This window comes from Pseudoalteromonas luteoviolacea, from assembly GCF_001750165.1.
In the GTDB taxonomy this organism is placed as follows: Bacteria; Pseudomonadota; Gammaproteobacteria; order Enterobacterales; family Alteromonadaceae; genus Pseudoalteromonas; species Pseudoalteromonas luteoviolacea_G.
In genome coordinates this window covers 3,572,501-3,589,634 of sequence record NZ_CP015411.1, presented here as the reverse complement: position 1 = coordinate 3,589,634, position 17,134 = coordinate 3,572,501, and the positions used below count along the sequence as shown (strand labels likewise).

Here is a 17,134-nt window from a genome sequence, read left to right as displayed (position 1 = left end):
AATTTATGGGCGTTTAAGCCTTCAGTGCTTTTAAGCTGCGATTAACCAGTTGATCTGCTTGTCGTGTCGTTTCAGGCAAGCGGTATTTGGGAGTGAGCTTTTCAATCCATTGTACAGCTGTTTCAATACTTATTTTATGCCCCACCGAGACAAAAACCGGTTTGATATCATTTTGCGTGCGCAGCACCTTGCCGATAAGAGCCTCATCATGCATTAAATCAGACATGCTGCCCTTACATGAACCCGGTGTTTCATACTCACCGATCAGCTTGGTTTTACCACAACCAATAGTGGGAATATCTAAAAGTACACCTAGGTGGCTTGCCATACCAAAACGCTTAGGGTGTGCGATGCCTTGTCCATCACATACGATTAAATCTGGCATCATCGAAAGTTTTTTTATGGCATTGATTAACGGGGGGATTTCACGAAAAGAAAATAACCCTGGAATATAAGGAAAGCTAATGGTCTCTACCACACTGCATGATTCGATAACTTGCAGCGTTTTTGCGTCTAATAGCACCACAGCGCCAACCACTTGGTTATTGTCTTCGTCATAGGCAACATCCACGCCTGCGATTGTATCAATCTCATTGAATTGATCAGTCATAATGACGGTATTGGCTAAAGATGTTTGAATTTGCAATGCGTCTTCTTGTGTTGTGGGTGCGTTGTATTGGATCATGCTGATGATTTATGTTGGTATTGATGATTTGATTATGATGGGGTGTAAAATATGATTATCAATAGTTTATGTGACTTTTCTCATCTATGAATGGATAAAAGAACCTCTGTATCGTGAGTAACAGAGGCTCTTTGGGTTCTAGTAATTTATCGACGTTTTAAAGTCATATCTGAAGCCAACTGACAAAGAGTCAAAATCCTGGTCGTTTGTATACGACTTGGTGAGGTATTCAAGGTGCACGCGCAGCGGTGGCGTCGGCATCCATTCTAAAGTGACGTTGTAACCATCGTAGCTCTGATTGGCTGGGTCGTTATCGCTATAGCCGTCGTCAAAGTCGAAAAAGCCCGCTTTTAGCTTATAAAACTTTGTGAGTTTATAAGCAAATGAGAGGTCAAGTGTTGAGCCATCTCTGTCTGCGATGTTGTTTCTTTCATACGTTTTATCTTGGTAGGCAACAGCAGCGTAAAAGCGGTCTGTAAAATCATAGGCTAAGGAGCCTGCCCAGATGGAGTTTTCCCCTTGTCTGACTTGCTGGTCGTAGACATCATTCATTTGGTAGGTGATTGCGGCATGTAATCCATCTTTGTCATAGCTAACACCAGCATTGAACAAGTCTGCATAGTTTTCGTTATTTGCTCCATCGTACTGTGCGACAGCTACGAAAGTAATAGGACCACTGTCAAGGCGGTAACTCAACAAGTTGTCAACGAAAAATAGGCTTTCGTTATCATAGGCGTAAGGGCTGTTAGCATGATTAAAAATATCGACGTATTCGGCAATAAACAAGTACTGTGCTGGTCGCTGTTTACCAATACCAAAGCGCCCAACTGGTGTTACTAGGGCGGTGTAGGCGCGGCGAGAGCGGCCAAATTCACCTGTATTTTGAATGTCGATACTCCACTCACCATGCAGTTCTGCAGCCCAGTCATCATTGAATCTGTGGGTGGCCTTGATCCCCGCGTGGGATAATGCGTCACGCACATCATATGTATCCTCCCCCTTGTCTTCGATGCGTCCATAGGTTGGGCGCATGGTCGCATAGACATCGACTTTATGCGTTACAGGTTTTTCTGCCACTTTAGGTACAGGCTTTGATGCTGCTTTTGCGGTGGCGGTGGGTTGTCTGGTGTCTGTTGGTTTTTCGGGTTCTGGGTGCTGCGCTGTAAATCGTCGTTTGAGTTCCGCAAGCTGGGCTTCAAGTGCCTTAATGTCATCCATGGTGACGGGACGGTTATCATTTGCAATCACCGGATATGCAAATGACGATGAGAGCAAAAGAGCAAATAAAGAACGGCTCGCTGTTTTCATAGTCTTTAAACCAATTAGTTGCGATAAAGCGAATTATAGACAACACTTTGCGATGTTGACTGATTTTTTTTCTGGCGAGTAACTATGAAGATTAGAACCAAGTTTTCAGTCGCTTCTGCGCTGGTGGTGTTTATCATCATTATTGTATTCAGCGGCTCTACTTATTGGTTTATCAATGATTCAATGAAGCAAAAAACGGCTGCTTATGTGGGAGACACAACTCAGCTGCTGGCGATCAGCATTAATAACTGGCTGTCGAAAAAAGCCTCTCAAGTGCATCTGGTCAAGACACAACTAGATGTTGATTTTAGTGTCGAGAACTTTCAACAAGCATTAAACACGCCTTATTTCAGCACGTCGTTTTTATTGGCGTTTGGCACCGTCGAGACAGAGACAGGATTGAGATCAAATAATCCTAATCGACAAAATCCCCCCGGCGTGGATTTTCGTCAGCGTCCTTGGTATTCGCTGGCAAAACAAAAAGGCAAAACGGTTTTCACCAGCCCATATGTTGATGCGGCGACTGGCGAATTACTGTTGTCAGTTGTCTCGCCAATAAATTATCAAGGTCAGTTTAAAGGCGTGATAGGAGGAGATTTAAGCCTAGCGACTATTGCAAATAGTATCAATGCGGTTGATTTCGACGAAACTGGGTTTGCATTTTTAGTGGATAAACAGGGTGAAATCATTTCACATCAGCAAAAGGATTTAAATGGCAAAACGTTACGCGACATCTCACCGAACCTATCTCTGGCTCAGTCAAAAACAGTGATCGAAGCGGAGGTCGGCGGTGAAGACAAAATCATGTATTACTATCCGTTAGATGATCAGTATGGTAACGCTTGGTATCTTGCCGTTATGCTCGACAAAGATAAAGTATACCAAGTGCTCAACAAGATGACTGTGAATACGATTGTGCTGGCAATCATTGCCGTCGTTTTAGGGTCATTAACAATCAGAACGCTCGCTATACACCTTTTAAAACCATTAAAACAGTTAGAAGCTGCTATAACCAACATCGCGTCGGGTAGTGGTGATTTGACTCAGCGTTTAACCATTCAAAATGATGATGAGTGCGGCAAAGTGGCGCAGCAGTTTAATATATTTTTAGGGTCACTCCATCAGCTCGTTTCACAAATAAAACATGGAACGGACATGGTGGTGTCGAGCAGTCAAGCAGCTCGAGAGCTGGCAACGCAATCAAGCTCGCGTTTGCAAGAGCAGGTTGGGCTCGTGGAAAGTTTGGCAACTGCCATGCATGAAATGAGTACGACCTCCGGCGAGATTGCGGGCAGTGCGCAAAATGCAGCCAGCTCTATCACAACAGTGAATGACAAAACCCGAGATGGACAGCAAGTCTTTTTAGAAACGAAAAAAGAGATCTCAGCGTTATCTGAGGAGATCAATGAGTCTCATGCGATGAGTACGCAGCTTGCGGAATACAGCCATAGTATCGAAAACATTCTCTCAGTCATTAATGGTATTGCTGAGCAAACCAACTTACTTGCGCTTAACGCCGCTATAGAAGCCGCAAGAGCCGGAGAACAAGGCAGAGGGTTTGCTGTTGTGGCCGACGAAGTACGCTCGCTTGCCACCAAAACGCAAGAGTCGACAACCGAAATTAAAAGCATGATTGAACAAATACAGGTATCCTCGAATCAGGTGCAAAATGCCATGGGGGCAAGTCGAGATAAAACTTTGTTATGTGTTGAGCAAACAGAGCATGCGACGCAAATGCTGAATGAAATTTCTGAGTCGGTAAAAGACATCATGGATCGCAATATTCAAATTGCGACTGCGATTGAAGAGCAAAGTGTTGTCATTGAAGAGATAAATAAAAACACTGCGAATATCAATGATATTAGCGTTGAGGTTGATAACTTCTCTAGTCAGCAATATGAAGCGAGCCAAGAGCTGGCTGAGCAATCACATGAGCAAGAGGTACTCCTGTCTAAATTTACTTTATAGTGTGGTGAGATGTTTTCAGCTGAAGCAAAAGCACGTATGATTTTGCTCAGTTGAAATAGTCAGTGATGGTAGGAGCAAATCATGGCCATATGGGTAGATGCAGACGCGTGCCCTGTTGTAATTCGAGAAATTTTGTTTCGCGCAGCGGTGCGCACTCAGGTGACGGTCACTTTGGTGGCAAATCAATATTTGAAAACGCCACCGTCTCCTTACATTTGCAAGCTGCAGGTGAGTGCGGGTTTTGACGTTGCAGACAACGAAATCGTAAAGCGTATGAACGCAGGTGACTTGGTGATCACCAGTGATATCCCTCTCGCAGCAGAAGTTATTGAGAAGGGCGGACTTGCACTGAGCACTCGTGGTGAAATGTATACGACGGAAAACATCCGTTCGCGTTTGAATATACGTGACTTTATGGATACGATGAGAAGTAGTGGTGTTCAAACCGGTGGGCCGCCTCCATTAAGCCAAAGTGAAAAGCAGCAGTTTGCAAACTGTTTAGATAGGTGGTTACAACAGCACAAGGCTGGTAAAAGCTAGTTTCGCATATCGCGGCTTATCAAGCATTGTGGGCTGCGAATAAAATACTCTTACTTAAGGTTTGTTTTAAATTTAGTATTTTATAATGCATTAACTTTATTAATTGTTTATATACCTGAAATGACTGCTACAGTAACGTTAGGCCTTGTTTCCTAAATAATTGAACTTATGACCTTTTGCGTGATCAGATCAAAAAAACATAACGTAACCTATGTCGCCATGACAAAGAAAATTAAGAACTGGTCTGCCTATAACCGAGCGTTGATACAGCGTGGTAATATTGCTATTTGGCTCAGCGACGACGCTATTCATCAATGGCAAACCACAGAAAAACACGGTGGGCGTGGTCGTTCAAATAAATATACTGACTTTGCAATTGAAACTTGCCTGACACTTCGGTCTGTCTTTAATTTGCCACTTCGAGCACTTGAAGGGTTCGTTAATTCCCTCCTCAATTTAATGGATGCACCTATTCATTCACCTGGTTACAGCTGTTTGTGCAAGCGAGGAAAGACACTAGATGTTCAATATCGAACCAAGCCAACCACGCAGGGATTTATTGATATTGTTGTCGATAGCACCGGCCTAAAAGTTTATGGTAACGGCGAATGGCATACCCGAAAACACCGAGCCAACAAGCGTCGAACTTGGCGTAAGTTGCATTTAGCGATAGATGCAGCCAGTCATGACATTGTCAGTGCAGAGCTATCAATGGTGAATGTATCGGATGGTGAAGTGTTAGGTGATTTACTACAACCACTACGGCGAAATGTTGACAGAGTCACCGGTGATGGTGCTTATGATACGCGTGATTGCTACGATGAAATTGCAGCCAAAGGTGCCGTAGCTCGGATCCCCCAAGGGAAAATGCCCAATATTGGGAGAAAGGTCACCCGAGAAACAGCGCCATAATATTAATACATCAATTTAGTTTAAAACACTGGAAGGAAAAGTCGGGTTATCATGAGTGTTCGCTGGCTGAAACGGGCGTTTATCGTTTTAAACAGCTTACGGGTGACCAATTAACAAGCCGTACCTTCAACAGTCAACACACAGAAGTAATGATTAAAGCCAAGGTGATCAACACGATGAACAGGCTAGGTATGCCTGAATATCAGTAAAAATGACAAGACAGTTAGGAAGAGCATATTTGCTCAACAAGGCCCTTTTTTACACCTAAATATAATGTGAAGTCATATTTTATACATTGCTATTTATTTACATGCGAAAAACGTTGTTTTCACTCGGGAAAAACAAACTCTTTTAATTGCTCTTCTGATCTTGGAAAGATATAGGCTGATCGCTGTTTTTCCCAACCTAACTTTTCATAAAACCCACTTTTTCCAGGTGCTGCTGTTAGCATCGTTGTGATATAAGAACTCAAGTTTGTTTCCAACTTACTCAATATAGTCTTACCAATCTTAAGATCTTGATATTTTGGATGAATTGCTAAGTCTACTATCCACGCATAAAAGCAACCGTCATCTACTGTTCTGCCTACTCCAATTAACTCTGTCTCGTGATATGCAAAGTATTTAAATGAGCTAGCATTGAATGCTTTTTTAAGTTGTTCTGGAGTTCGCTCTGCCCAGCCGACAGACTTAAACAATTCGCTGACTTGCTGCCAATCAACGCTATTAGTGGTGTTATCATATCTAACTTTCATAATTTACGCCTTAATGTAATTCTTTAAAATTTTATGTTATGTGAAGTGTTAAAAGCTATTTTAATGCTAAGCTTTTTTTATTTTTTATAGGCTTTTGGTTTTTTGCTGTGTGTATATTTGCTTGTGAAAATAACTGTTTTTGGTCCTTCAACTCATACTTTTCATCTTTGTAATGGAAAAATATCACGTCAATTGATTATTTTTAATTAATGTATGTATTTAAATAGATAGGCTTTTTGGGCACATCACAGTAGCCACTTCAAAGAACAGTGTATTATTGATTGAACTTATCTAAATTAAATTTGTATAAAAGTAGTGTGTAGTACTTATTAATATCAAATGATTTATTTGATCGTCAAGGCTGCTAGAGTTAAGATTTAAAAACTTGAATTGAAGGTGCAAGGTGTCGTGACGCGGATCCTCCAAGAGAGAAAAGTCACCAGACAAACTATGCCATAATATTAGTGGCATCAACTTAATGTAAAGCAATGGAATGAAAAGTTTGGTTATCATGAGCGTTCACTGGCTGAAATAGACTTTGGCTGTTTTAAACAGCTTGCAGGTCACACGTAAAAACGTTGTACTTTCTATTGCCAACACACTGAAGTGATGATTAAAGATATATTCGTTTAACGTAATGGTTTTGGCACTTCTGGTTTTAAAAAAACACAACTTAGGATTATTAAGTATGCAGATTTGGGTAAAACTTAGAAAATCTAAGTCATAATGTGTTTTAAAATTTCTTGTGAGTGGAATACCAAAAAGCCTTAAGGAGGCGGTTTGGATGAAGTCTTTGCAAGTGATCGAATGAACCATTACGAGAAAAACAGATATCCATATCTTAAAAAAGAATCGCACGAAATTCGATGTCCAACTAAATCGCTTCTTTTGTGAAGATGAAGGGATGGCAGGGTTTGTATATGCACTTTCTTAAAATAAGTGATGCTGATTAATTAGAGCTCAAAAAGCTTTTAGCTACAATGTTAAGTGATGAAGCGAAGTGGGAACATGTTTAGGCTTTGCACCAAAGTAGTGAATTGATAAACGAGCCACAGACAACTTGTTTTCCATTAGAGCTTGCTTTATACGTGTCTATTTTAGAATACAAACAGGTACTGAGTGGCCAAAAACTTCCCGAGAATCAAATTTTTTAGAAAACCTGCCAATGTCTATTTCTCTGAGTCAAACCCTGTTTTCTATAAATTAAATATAAAGGTGTGTTCTCTGCACGATCATTGAGGAGTACTGGACATGATTAAAGAGATGACAAAACAAGATTTTCATGCGTTTTGGCCCGTATTTAAAGACGTTATATTTCAGCAGGAGACCTACGCTTTTGATCCTCAGATGGATGAAAAACGCGCCTATCAGATCTGGTGTGAAGAGCCGATAAAAGCCTTTGTTTACGTGGACGGTGAAGAAGTTTTAGGGAGCTACTATATAAAGGCAAACGCAATGGGACCCAGCGACCATATATGTAATTGTGGTTATATGGTTTCACCGAAAGCGCGTGGCAAAGGTTTAGCAAGAAAATTATGTGAGCACTCACAGGTACAAGCTTTGGCACTTGGGTTTAAGGCGATGCAATTTAACTCAGTTGTTTCGAGTAATGAAATTGCGGTTTCGCTCTGGAAAAAGTTGGGGTATGAGATCATCGGCACTATTCCGCACGCTTATCGCCACCCGCACTTGGGATTTGTTGATAGTTATATCATGTATAAGTGGTTGGCATAAAAATAGAAGGAGTTACCAATGAACAAGGAGCTAGTGTTTTATTATTTAGCAGATAAGCCAGAACATCTCTCTACCATAGCTGGTTGGTACTATTCTGAATGGTGTGAGCAAAGAGGTCGGTACACATTAGAGCAGATGAGTGAAAAGCTGAAAAACTCATTAAATCAAAACACCTTGCCTAAAATAATCATTGCGTTAATTGATAACCAGTTGGTTGCGGCTGCGGAGCTAAAAATTCGAGAAATGGATGACTACCCACAATATGAACATTGGGTTGGTGGAGTGTATGTGGACGCGCAAATGAGAGGCATGCAGATTGGTAAAGTGCTGATGTCTTATGTTGTGTCGCAAGCGAAATTAGCGCAGATAAACACGCTCTACTTGCAAACAGAGCGATTAGATGGCGGTTTATATCGTCAATTGGGTTTTGAACCAATGTTTGAGACACATTCAAAGGGCTATCATGTGCTTGTGATGAAAAAATCACTGAGTTTGCCGGTATGACAACGGGTGTAAACCATATTACTTTGTCATTGCTAGATCTTATTTCATCGATTGAATTCTATCGTTTTCTCGGCGCTAAGGCTCATGTACGTTGGGAAAATGGTGTCTATTTATCACCGGGCGATTTGTGGCTATGTTTATCTTAGTTTGACAAACTGCATAGCCCTTTTAGTACTCAAAGTGACTATTACTATATGGCTTTGATTGTAGCGCAAGTTGAGCTAACGAACTTCGGTCATAAATTATAAGAGCTTAATATAAATACTTGGCTAGAGAATCGCAGCGAAGGTGAGTCGCTTTATATTCTTGACCCAGATGGACATAAGTTGGAATTGCATGTAGGGTCATTGCAAAGTCGTCTCGATAGTTTAAAAGCCAAACCATATCAAGGGCTCGTGTGGTACAACGAACTTTGAACAAGCACATTTAACAGTCATTATTATCCGTCTAATCACAATTGAAATAAATAATGTTATTACATAACAATGGTTTAGGTTTGTTTTTTAGTCTTGACTTGATTGACTTTAATTCAGCCAATGATTATATTGACGGCTCATTTATCATGCTAAGGTGCTAGATTTGAATTGTCGGATGTTGGCTTATTGGGTGCTCGTGACCGTGATTGCATTGCAGTCGGTGTCTTTTGTGGCATCTCTATCCGATGTACATTTAGTTGATGTAAAGCACCTTCAGTCTACACATTCTCATCAACATGATCTGCAAGTGACCAATACAGTAGAGCTCGATGAGCATGGTCATGCCATTCAGGATTGCCATCACTGTGGTCATTGCTCTGGCAGTCATACCTCTTGGCTTAACCGACACTGGCAAGAGGATGCCACACTCATGACTTCACTGGTTGTGGTGAATACACCTGATACACGTATCCGCAGAAGGGCGGAATCAAAATACAAACCTCCAATCTATTCTTAAAACTCTTTTTTCACTCATTCGCTTTAAATTTAGAGCGTGTTTAGTGAGCCATTAATTAGGCGTTTGTTCATAGCACATGTTTGCTGAGCATTGTGACATGTGTACAAGTGACAAACATAGTTTTAACGCAAACAGCATGTTGCGTTATGCCTCACATCAGTATGCATACCTGTTTGGTAGGTAGCGAACTGGTGCGTGGCTTTTATCATCCAATACCAGAGTGAATTGAGCGTATTGGAGGATAGATGGAGGTTTAAATTATGAACTTTTTAAATACAAGATATGTATTAGTCGTGGTAATTATTAGCGGATTTTTTAGTTTTTCTGCGTGCGCATTAACGACAGGTCATGATCATGACCATCAAGAGGATGAGCATTCTCATCACGTCGATGTAAACCGAGGCAAAGATGACACTCATCAACATACAAATGAATATGCGGTACTCAATGAAGCACAGCGTCGTATCGTGGGTATTGAAATTGCTGAAGTCAAAAAAACAAACTATCAATTAACTCAATCTGCGTCAGCTGAAGTGAAAGCAAACGGCTATACCAGTTATATAGTCTCTCCTAGAACTGATTCTGTTGTGGTAAATCGCCATGTCACATTGGGAGATAAAGTATCACAAGGTCAAAAATTGGTGACTTTGTTTAGTCAAGAAGTGGCTAGCGCGCAAGCTGAATATCGGTTGGCGAGAAGTGAGTGGTTGAGAATGGCGAAATTGACAGGAACCGCTGTCAGTGAAAGTGAAAAGCTAGCAGGAAAAACCCGCTTTGATGCAGCCTATGGCCAGCTTATTGCTCTGGGGTTAAGTGATTCTGCGATTAACCGCTTACATAGTTTAGCGAATGAGACCTTGGGTGAATACACCTTGATTGCGCAGCAAGTTGGGGTAGTGCTCGATGACGACTTTTCACAAGGGCAAAGAGTTGAAGCAGGGTATGCGCTGATGATGCTAGCGGATGAAAGTACACTGTGGGTGGAGGCTAAGTTACCCGTTCAGGCTGATTTAGAGCCACACAATATAGACCAAGCTGAAGTGGTGTTTAAAGACAGAAAGTACGCTGCCGAGGTGATCCAACAAACTCATACAATCGACCCCATTACTCGTACCAAGGTGATCCGATTATCAGTAGATAACAAAGGTGATGTGTTACATGCAGGTATGTTTGTTGAGGTGCAGTTAACAATGCACTCAACAGAGCAAGCTATGCTGGTGCCAGAGTCTGCTGTGGTCAGAGACCAAGCACAAAATTGGGTTGTGTTTGTGGAACAGAGCGATGGTGCATTGAAACCTGTTCAGATACGTTTAGGTGCTCAAGTTGGAAAACAACGTGTGATTTATGGCTTAGACAGCCCCAGTCGATTAGCGGTTAGAGGTGCATTTTTTATTGCCTCAGAGCTAGCCAAAAGTAACTTTGACCCGCATAACCACTGATGGGAGCTCGATAATGTTGAATTATATGATTTCATGGTCAGTGAATAACCGCTATTTGATACTGGTTACTGTACTCGCGTTGATGCTTGCAAGCATTACTGTGACACAAAAGTTATCTCTCGATGCTTTTCCAGATGTAACAAACACTCAGGTAGTTATAAATACGGAAGCGCCCGGGCTAGGTGCAGATGAAGTTGAACAGTTGATCACTTACCCGATTGAAGCTGTGATGTATGCTTTACCGGATGTTGCCCAAGTACGTTCTACATCAAAAACGGGGCTGTCAGGCGTAACTGTTGCTTTTAAAGAAGGGGTTGATATTTATTTTGCTAGACAGCTTGTTTTTGAACGGTTGCAACAGGCTAAAGCGCAGATCCCCATTGGTATTGGCATACCAGAGATAGGCCCAAACACCTCAGGTCTTGGCCAAATATTTCAATATTTAATAGTATCGGAGCCTGACTCCGGTTACGACACTATGGCACTGAGAAGTTTAAATGACTGGTTGGTAAAAATGATACTTATGCCAGTTGATGGCGTAACCGATGTATTGTCATTTGGCGGTGAGGTAAAGCAATACCAAGTGAACCTTAACCCGCAAAAATTACTTTCCTACGAACTTAGGCAGTCAGATATTCAATCCGCACTGGAAAAAAACAATGTGAATGCTGGTGGCTGGTATATGGAGAGAGGGCAAGAGCAGTTAGTGATCCGGGGGGCTGGTTGGTTTGCCAGTGGTGAGAAAGGGCTAAAGCAAATTAGTAAAGTCCCAGTTAAAGTCATTGAGGGCACAACGATACATGTTGGCGACGTTGCAGATGTTCAGATCGGCGCCGAAATTCGACAAGGTGCAGTGACCATGACTCGGCGAAATAACCTTGGGAAAGTAGAGGTGATGGGTGAGGTTGTGTCAGGGATTGTACTCAAACGTACAGGTGCTAATAGTAAAGAAACCATTGATGCTATCTATGAAAGATTAGCGCGTTTAGATCAAGCCTTACCGAAAGGCGTAAAAATTATGCCATTTTACGATCAGAGTGACTTAGTCGATAAGGCGGTGGAAACGGTTGCTAGCGCATTGGGCCTTGCATTTATATTTATCAGTCTTGTACTGACGTTATTTTTATTCAATTTAAGAGCGGCGCTATTAGTGCTGATATCCATTCCGTTGTCGATAGGTATGGCGCTAATGACAATGACGTGGCTTGGGATCTCGGCTAATTTGATGTCATTAGGTGGGTTAGCCATTGCCATTGGTATGTTAGTAGATGGCTCGGTAGTGATGGTTGAAAATATCGTTCGAAAGCTTCAAGCGCATGGTAATGATATTAAAAATAACCAGAACAGTGTGTTATCCATCGTGTCCTTTGCAGCTAAAGAAGTGACACATTCTATATTCTTTGCTTCATTAATTATTTTGTTGGTGTTTATGCCATTGTTCAGTTTTGAGGGCGTTGAAGCTAGGATGTTCGAACCTATGGCCATTAGCATCATGTTAGCGGTGGCTTTTGCTGTTATCGTTGCCTTGATCTTTGTGCCAGCGCTTGCCTGTATTGCTTATCGAAGTGGCATATCCATTCGACCCAATAAAGCCGCGGCTCGATTAGAGGCGATGTATCGAGAATGTTTGGTAAAAGTGATGGACAAGCGTAGAGCTTTAGTTGTGGCTGTAATTAGCTTGATATGCATAAGCGCTTTTTTAACGACTAAATTAGGTACTGAATTTGCGCCGGAGTTAGAAGAAGGCACGATTAATTTACGTGTTACGCTTGCGTCATCGGCCAGCTTAGAAACCGCACTCGAGGTTGCGCCAAAAATTGAAGCGCATTTACTAGAGATACCTGAAGTCTCTTATGCGCTCAGTCGGATTGGCCGAGCGGAAATTGGCGGGGATCCAGAACCGGTTAATAATATAGAAATTTATATTGGGCTAAAACCAATTAATCAGTGGCAAAGTGCATCCAATCGCACTGAACTTCAAGCACTCATGAAGCATAAGCTAGCTGTATTTCCAGGCATACAACTTAACTTCTCTCAGCCAATAGCAACACGGGTTGATGAGCTGCTATCGGGTGTCAAAGCGCAATTGGCAATTAAATTAATGGGGCCAGATTTAGATGTATTGGCGCAAAAGGGAACGGAAGTGGAGGCCGTTATTCGACAAATCGAGGGGGCTGTAGATGTCGCGATGGAACAAGTTAATGGTGAGGCGCAGCTTTTAATCACTCCGGATCGTCAGGCGCTAGCGAGATTTAATTTGACGGTGTCAGATATTATGTCAGTGGTTAATGAAGGTGTCGGAGGTCAATATGTGGGTCAAATTGTCAATGGTAATGAACGATACGACATATATCTGCGCTTAGACAAAGTATTTCGTAACAACCCCAAAGCAATATCAAATTTAATATTGGTTGCGCCGAGTGGAGAGTGGGTGCGGCTTGGTGATGTCGCTCATGTGGCAATAACGACAGGGACACCACAAATTAGGCGAGACGATGTGCAAAGGCGTGTCGTTATAGAGGCGAATATAGAGGGCCGAGATATGGGGAGTGTTGTCTCTGATATTTATGAGCAAGTAGCAGAGCAAGTCGTACTTCCTGCTGGTTACTCAGTCATGATTGGAGGACAGTTTGAGCGTCAGCAGCGTGCTCAACAGAAGTTAATGATGATAGTACCTTTATCTTTGATATTAATTAGCTTAATGCTGTTTTGCATCTTTCGTTCAGTCAGGCAGGCTCTATTGATATTGCTCACTATACCACTCGCCATTGTAGGTGGGGTGTGCGCGCTCTATTTTTCTGGTCTCTATCTATCAGTTGCTAGTTCTGTGGGATTTATTACCTTGTTTGGTGTAGCTATTTTAAATGGGGTTGTGATGGTAGAGAGCATTAATAAACAAGAACGTGATAAAGATATTTATAGTGCAGTGCTAAGTGGTGCAAGTGTGCGTATACGTCCAGTGTTAATGACTGCTATTACCTCAGCATTAGGCCTTATTCCTATGTTGTTATCGCATGGTGTGGGAGCTGAGCTACAAAAGCCAATTGCAGCAGTTGTCATTGGAGGCTTGGTGAGCTCAACACTCTTAACGCTTATTATCATTCCAGTTTTTTACCCAACTTTTTCACGGCAAAAGTGGTTGAGTAATAGTGAAACATCATAATTGATGATTAAATATAAAGCTCACTATGTGAGCTTTGTATTTTAAAGGGGCATGAAAATGGCTAGAAAATTTGAGAGCTTCCAAGCGTTTTATCAGTTTTATTTGCAAGAGCATCAAAACAAGCATTGCCGCAGAATGCATTTTGTTGGTTCTGCGCTGGTTATATCGATATTGATTGTTATGTTAATCACGCAATATTGGGCACTCTTATTTGCGCTGCCAATATGTGGCTATGGATTTGCGTGGTTTGGACATGTTTATTATGAACACAACAAACCAGCAACTTTTCAATATCCACTCTACAGCTTTCTTGCAGATTGGGTGATGTTCAAAGATATCATCACCCGAAAAGTTACGATTTAAGTTTTGTGGGCTTATTAAGCAAATAAACGGCGCTTAGAGCCAATAATGCGCCACAAGACATGGTTAAACTTAGGTGTTCGTCGAAATACCATATCGACATGCCCATAGCAGTAACCGGCACAATGAAAATAAACGAGCTAGAACGACTTGGTCCTAATTGCTGAGTGGCAAAAAAGAAAATGCTGGTGGCGATACTAACCACAATAATTGACAGATACAGCATATGGTACCAGTAGGTACTTGAATAGTTTGCTATATTACTGATTGGAGACAAGTCATATGCGAATAGATAACTCACAAGCATTGCCCAAAAATACATTAATGTGCTGAATGTCAGAAAGTCGCTAAATTTAGTACCTTGCTTACTGATAAGTGTTAAAAAAGCCCATGTTAACGAGGCCAATAAGAAATATGCGTTTCCTGATGCCAGTATTTGAGCGACATCAAAAAGCCAAATTTCAATCATGAAGAGCCCACCAACGACCCCCAATATACAGCCTATGAGTTGTGTATTAGAAAGAGTGCTACGTAAAATTAAAGTACTAAGAATAATGGTAAAGATAGGGTTTGTTGTAGTAACAAGCATGCCTCCTTTGCCTGGTAATCCGTCATGCAACCCTAAAAAGAAGAATTGATTATAGGCCGCCATCAATAAACCAGCAGGAATGGACCATAATAAAGCTTTACGAGAGAAAGCAAGTTTGTGCAGCCGAGATTTATGCATCAGAAATAAAATAGGCGCCATACTAATAGTAGCCAGTGCGATACGATAAAAGACAGTGATTTCAGCGGGCGCCATATCTGCAATAATTTTTCCGGATATCCAACTTGAACCCCATACGAGCATTGCCATGATAAGCGCTAAAACGACCGTTGTATTCTTTGAAGTGTTTTGTAAAACCGCAGTAGACATTAATTTCCTCGTTAATTGCAACATCATAAGCATCACACTGTGATGCACTAATAGTGTATATATTGAATTATGACTACATTTAAGATTTTGATTTTTAGAATTTTATTTTTTATAAGAATATCTTGGTTCTAGCTTCATAAAATCATAAGTACAAAAAGCAAGTCAGTGTAGAGTATAAAGTAAACAGGGACGAGTTTATTACAATTGTGCCTACGCGCATAGCTGGGCAGACTAATAAAGGAAATAATATGGCGTTATTAATGAGAGTGATGTTCCTGAGTTCACTTTTAGCCAGCAATGTCAGTAAAGCCAATTCATTTAACGATCACTTGCAAGTCGAGCAAATCATAAGAAACTACTTTAATTCATTAATTGCGAATAGTTTGCAAGAGCAGGTTGATGATGGCGGTAACATCAAGAAGAATAAAAAAGATGGAGAAACAGGTCAAACAGACGATATGTCGATGCTGGATGTAAGGGTCATGTCAATTGAGGGAGCGTTGGCTTCTGTGCAGTTGATTATTGATGATGATGTTGAAGATATCTATTTAATAAAAAACCAATATGGTTCGTGGGAAATGAAAGGGGTGTTGCATTGAAACCGAAACAATACCTGTGACTCGCTGAAATACAGCCTTGATGGGTGATTACAATCTAGCTGTAATGCCCCGTAATTGCTTTTAATCTGAATCTCCCTATAGTTGCACATAGATTATTCAGTTTGAGGGAATCGCTATGGCTGCAAAAGTTACAGTTACATTCATTAATAAAACCAAAACGCCAATGTTTGCTTTCTTATGCCAAGATAAGCAAATAGTAGCTTTGACTTTAACTCAAATATTCCCTGGTTCAGCGTATAGATTGTCTGAAGAGGTTGAACATTTAGAAGATCTACAAGTTGGATTTGGTCAATCTTGGTCAGCAGCTGAACTGGAAATGAAGCTTGATGTTAAAAGAGGGATAACAGACTTCAATGTAACTTTAGACAATGAAGGAGCAATGGAGATCGTGACAAATGGTGACCTAAAATTAAAACGCAAACATTACTTTTATGACACTGCGATAGGCCATTAAGTGATAAAGCAATTCATAGCGGCTTTATATAGTAAGTCTCCTGAATAGAGAGCGCAGTTTGAAGCCTGCGTTCATTTATTATTGATAATATCAGCTTCCTTTATATCCACATAATATACCCACTTTGACGTAATCATTTTTATCTGCAAACTACCTCTGTTACTTTGTATAAAAAATTTTATAAAAAGGCTTGACCAAATATTTTAAGTCCCTATAATGCGCACCCACTGACACGGCGGGATGCGAGAGAAAACGCAAACCAAAGTAAAGGTTAAAGTTAAATTGAAAGATTAATTAAAAAATTAAATTTTCTAGTTGACTTTAAAAGTGAAGCGGTTAATATGGCGCTCCACTTCGCAGCAACGCTGCGGTAACTAACCAAGGGTTAGTTACACTGTTCTTTAAAAATATGAAGCAATCATCTGTGTGGGCACTCGTACAGATTGAGTTCTAACAGCTCTTGATTCAGGAGCAAAAGAATTAGAATCTCAATTTTACTGAGTGACTATAACAGTCAATTCGATTTATTTCTTTTATAAGAAATTATCAATCAGTATTCATTGAGTCAGGTACTTGGTACCAAAAAACTTTTAATTGAAGAGTTTGATCATGGCTCAGATTGAACGCTGGCGGCAGGCCTAACACATGCAAGTCGAGCGGTAACATTTCTAGCTTGCTAGAAGATGACGAGCGGCGGACGGGTGAGTAATGCTTGGGAACGTGCCGTAAGGTGGGGGACAACCATTGGAAACGATGGCTAATACCGCATAATGTCTACGGACCAAAGGGGGCTTCGGCTCTCGCCTTATGATCGGCCCAAGTGGGATTAGCTAGTTGGTAAGGT

Annotated in this window: 14 protein-coding genes, 1 rRNA gene and 2 pseudogenes (1 of these 17 only partly in view); 13 read left to right on the top strand and 4 right to left on the bottom strand. The window is 41.1% G+C overall.

The genetic code is table 11. The annotated features are described in order from the left end of the window. Positions 1-13 precede the first annotated feature (13 nt). Both nfi and S4054249_RS15160 read right to left on the bottom strand, forming a co-directional pair. Positions 14-685 carry a deoxyribonuclease V gene (gene nfi / locus S4054249_RS15165; RefSeq protein WP_046358441.1) on the bottom strand — a complete coding sequence of 224 codons (672 nt, stop codon included), beginning with the start codon at positions 683-685 and terminating at the stop codon, positions 14-16. Positions 686-823: 138 nt separating this feature from the next. Continuing rightward, positions 824-1,993 carry a porin gene (locus S4054249_RS15160; protein ID WP_046358440.1) on the bottom strand — a complete coding sequence of 390 codons (1,170 nt, stop codon included), beginning with the start codon at positions 1,991-1,993 and terminating at the stop codon, positions 824-826. Between the two features lie 84 nt (positions 1,994-2,077). Between S4054249_RS15160 and S4054249_RS15155 the strand changes: the two genes are divergently transcribed. The 3 genes and pseudogenes from S4054249_RS15155 to S4054249_RS15145 all read left to right on the top strand — a co-directional run bounded on the left by S4054249_RS15155 (position 2,078) and on the right by S4054249_RS15145 (position 5,622). Continuing rightward, entirely contained in the window at positions 2,078-3,961 is a 1,884-nt protein-coding gene (locus S4054249_RS15155) for a methyl-accepting chemotaxis protein (protein ID WP_046358439.1), read from the top strand. An 81-nt stretch (positions 3,962-4,042) separates the two neighbouring features. Continuing rightward, complete coding sequence (locus S4054249_RS15150; RefSeq protein ID WP_046358438.1) at positions 4,043-4,501, top strand: YaiI/YqxD family protein; 459 nt, start codon at positions 4,043-4,045, stop codon at positions 4,499-4,501. A gap of 219 nt (positions 4,502-4,720) precedes the next feature. After that, a pseudogene (locus S4054249_RS15145) lies at positions 4,721-5,622 on the top strand (IS5 family transposase). A 119-nt stretch (positions 5,623-5,741) separates the two neighbouring features. Here the strand turns inward: S4054249_RS15145 and S4054249_RS15140 are convergent. After that, a complete protein-coding gene (locus S4054249_RS15140) occupies positions 5,742-6,167 on the bottom strand; it encodes a GNAT family N-acetyltransferase (RefSeq protein ID WP_046354549.1) in 426 nt (141 codons plus the stop codon). Between the two features lie 1,251 nt (positions 6,168-7,418). Between S4054249_RS15140 and S4054249_RS15135 the strand changes: the two genes are divergently transcribed. The 7 genes and pseudogenes from S4054249_RS15135 to S4054249_RS15105 all read left to right on the top strand — a co-directional run bounded on the left by S4054249_RS15135 (position 7,419) and on the right by S4054249_RS15105 (position 14,303). Beyond that, positions 7,419-7,901, top strand: a complete 483-nt coding sequence (locus S4054249_RS15135; protein ID WP_046354548.1) for a GNAT family N-acetyltransferase — start codon at positions 7,419-7,421, stop codon at positions 7,899-7,901. Between the two features lie 18 nt (positions 7,902-7,919). Next, entirely contained in the window at positions 7,920-8,405 is a 486-nt protein-coding gene (locus S4054249_RS15130; protein WP_046354547.1) for a GNAT family N-acetyltransferase, read from the top strand. Then, positions 8,402-8,821 (top strand): annotated as a pseudogene (locus tag S4054249_RS27220) (glutathione transferase). Before S4054249_RS15130 ends, S4054249_RS27220 begins: the two are co-directional and overlap by 4 nt. A gap of 163 nt (positions 8,822-8,984) precedes the next feature. Beyond that, a complete protein-coding gene (locus S4054249_RS15120; RefSeq protein ID WP_145925034.1) occupies positions 8,985-9,338 on the top strand; it encodes a hypothetical protein in 354 nt (117 codons plus the stop codon). Positions 9,339-9,598: 260 nt separating this feature from the next. Then, positions 9,599-10,777 carry an efflux RND transporter periplasmic adaptor subunit gene (locus S4054249_RS15115; protein ID WP_063881465.1) on the top strand — a complete coding sequence of 393 codons (1,179 nt, stop codon included), beginning with the start codon at positions 9,599-9,601 and terminating at the stop codon, positions 10,775-10,777. Positions 10,778-10,790: 13 nt separating this feature from the next. Next, positions 10,791-13,940 carry an efflux RND transporter permease subunit gene (locus S4054249_RS15110; RefSeq protein ID WP_046354546.1) on the top strand — a complete coding sequence of 1,050 codons (3,150 nt, stop codon included), beginning with the start codon at positions 10,791-10,793 and terminating at the stop codon, positions 13,938-13,940. Positions 13,941-13,997: 57 nt separating this feature from the next. Then, positions 13,998-14,303, top strand: coding sequence for a DUF962 domain-containing protein (locus tag S4054249_RS15105; RefSeq protein WP_046354545.1), 306 nt, complete (start codon positions 13,998-14,000; stop codon positions 14,301-14,303). On the opposite strand, the gene S4054249_RS15100 is transcribed toward S4054249_RS15105, so the two are convergent. Further along, the gene (locus S4054249_RS15100) at positions 14,293-15,216 is read right to left on the bottom strand and encodes a DMT family transporter (RefSeq protein ID WP_046354544.1); all 924 of its coding nucleotides are present in this window, start codon (positions 15,214-15,216) and stop codon (positions 14,293-14,295) included. The two genes, S4054249_RS15105 and S4054249_RS15100, sit on opposite strands and share 11 nt — an antisense overlap. 248 nt (positions 15,217-15,464) lie before the next feature. On the opposite strand from S4054249_RS15100, the gene S4054249_RS15095 reads away from it, so the two are divergent. From S4054249_RS15095 to S4054249_RS15085, 3 genes are all read left to right on the top strand, one after another. Then, on the top strand, positions 15,465-15,815 hold the full coding sequence (locus S4054249_RS15095) for a hypothetical protein (protein WP_046354543.1): 351 nt from the start codon (positions 15,465-15,467) through the stop codon (positions 15,813-15,815). 136 nt (positions 15,816-15,951) lie between these two features. Further along, on the top strand, positions 15,952-16,290 hold the full coding sequence (locus S4054249_RS15090; RefSeq protein WP_046354542.1) for a hypothetical protein: 339 nt from the start codon (positions 15,952-15,954) through the stop codon (positions 16,288-16,290). Positions 16,291-16,881: 591 nt separating this feature from the next. Continuing rightward, positions 16,882-17,134: ribosomal RNA gene (locus S4054249_RS15085) — 16S ribosomal RNA — on the top strand; it runs 1,280 nt beyond the window's last position.

Excerpts from the sequence above, each read along its gene's own strand:
- nfi (WP_046358441.1), bottom strand. The coding sequence starts at position 685 with ATGATCCAATACAACGCACCCACAACACAAGAAGACGCATTGCAAATT.
- S4054249_RS15160 (WP_046358440.1), bottom strand. The coding sequence starts at position 1,993 with ATGAAAACAGCGAGCCGTTCTTTATTTGCTCTTTTGCTCTCATCGTCA.
- S4054249_RS15155 (WP_046358439.1), top strand. The coding sequence starts at position 2,078 with ATGAAGATTAGAACCAAGTTTTCAGTCGCTTCTGCGCTGGTGGTGTTT.
- S4054249_RS15150 (WP_046358438.1), top strand. The coding sequence starts at position 4,043 with ATGGCCATATGGGTAGATGCAGACGCGTGCCCTGTTGTAATTCGAGAA.
- S4054249_RS15140 (WP_046354549.1), bottom strand. The coding sequence starts at position 6,167 with ATGAAAGTTAGATATGATAACACCACTAATAGCGTTGATTGGCAGCAA.
- S4054249_RS15135 (WP_046354548.1), top strand. The coding sequence starts at position 7,419 with ATGATTAAAGAGATGACAAAACAAGATTTTCATGCGTTTTGGCCCGTA.
- S4054249_RS15130 (WP_046354547.1), top strand. The coding sequence starts at position 7,920 with ATGAACAAGGAGCTAGTGTTTTATTATTTAGCAGATAAGCCAGAACAT.
- S4054249_RS15115 (WP_063881465.1), top strand. The coding sequence starts at position 9,599 with ATGAACTTTTTAAATACAAGATATGTATTAGTCGTGGTAATTATTAGC.
- S4054249_RS15110 (WP_046354546.1), top strand. The coding sequence starts at position 10,791 with ATGTTGAATTATATGATTTCATGGTCAGTGAATAACCGCTATTTGATA.
- S4054249_RS15105 (WP_046354545.1), top strand. The coding sequence starts at position 13,998 with ATGGCTAGAAAATTTGAGAGCTTCCAAGCGTTTTATCAGTTTTATTTG.
- S4054249_RS15100 (WP_046354544.1), bottom strand. The coding sequence starts at position 15,216 with ATGTCTACTGCGGTTTTACAAAACACTTCAAAGAATACAACGGTCGTT.
- S4054249_RS15095 (WP_046354543.1), top strand. The coding sequence starts at position 15,465 with ATGGCGTTATTAATGAGAGTGATGTTCCTGAGTTCACTTTTAGCCAGC.
- S4054249_RS15090 (WP_046354542.1), top strand. The coding sequence starts at position 15,952 with ATGGCTGCAAAAGTTACAGTTACATTCATTAATAAAACCAAAACGCCA.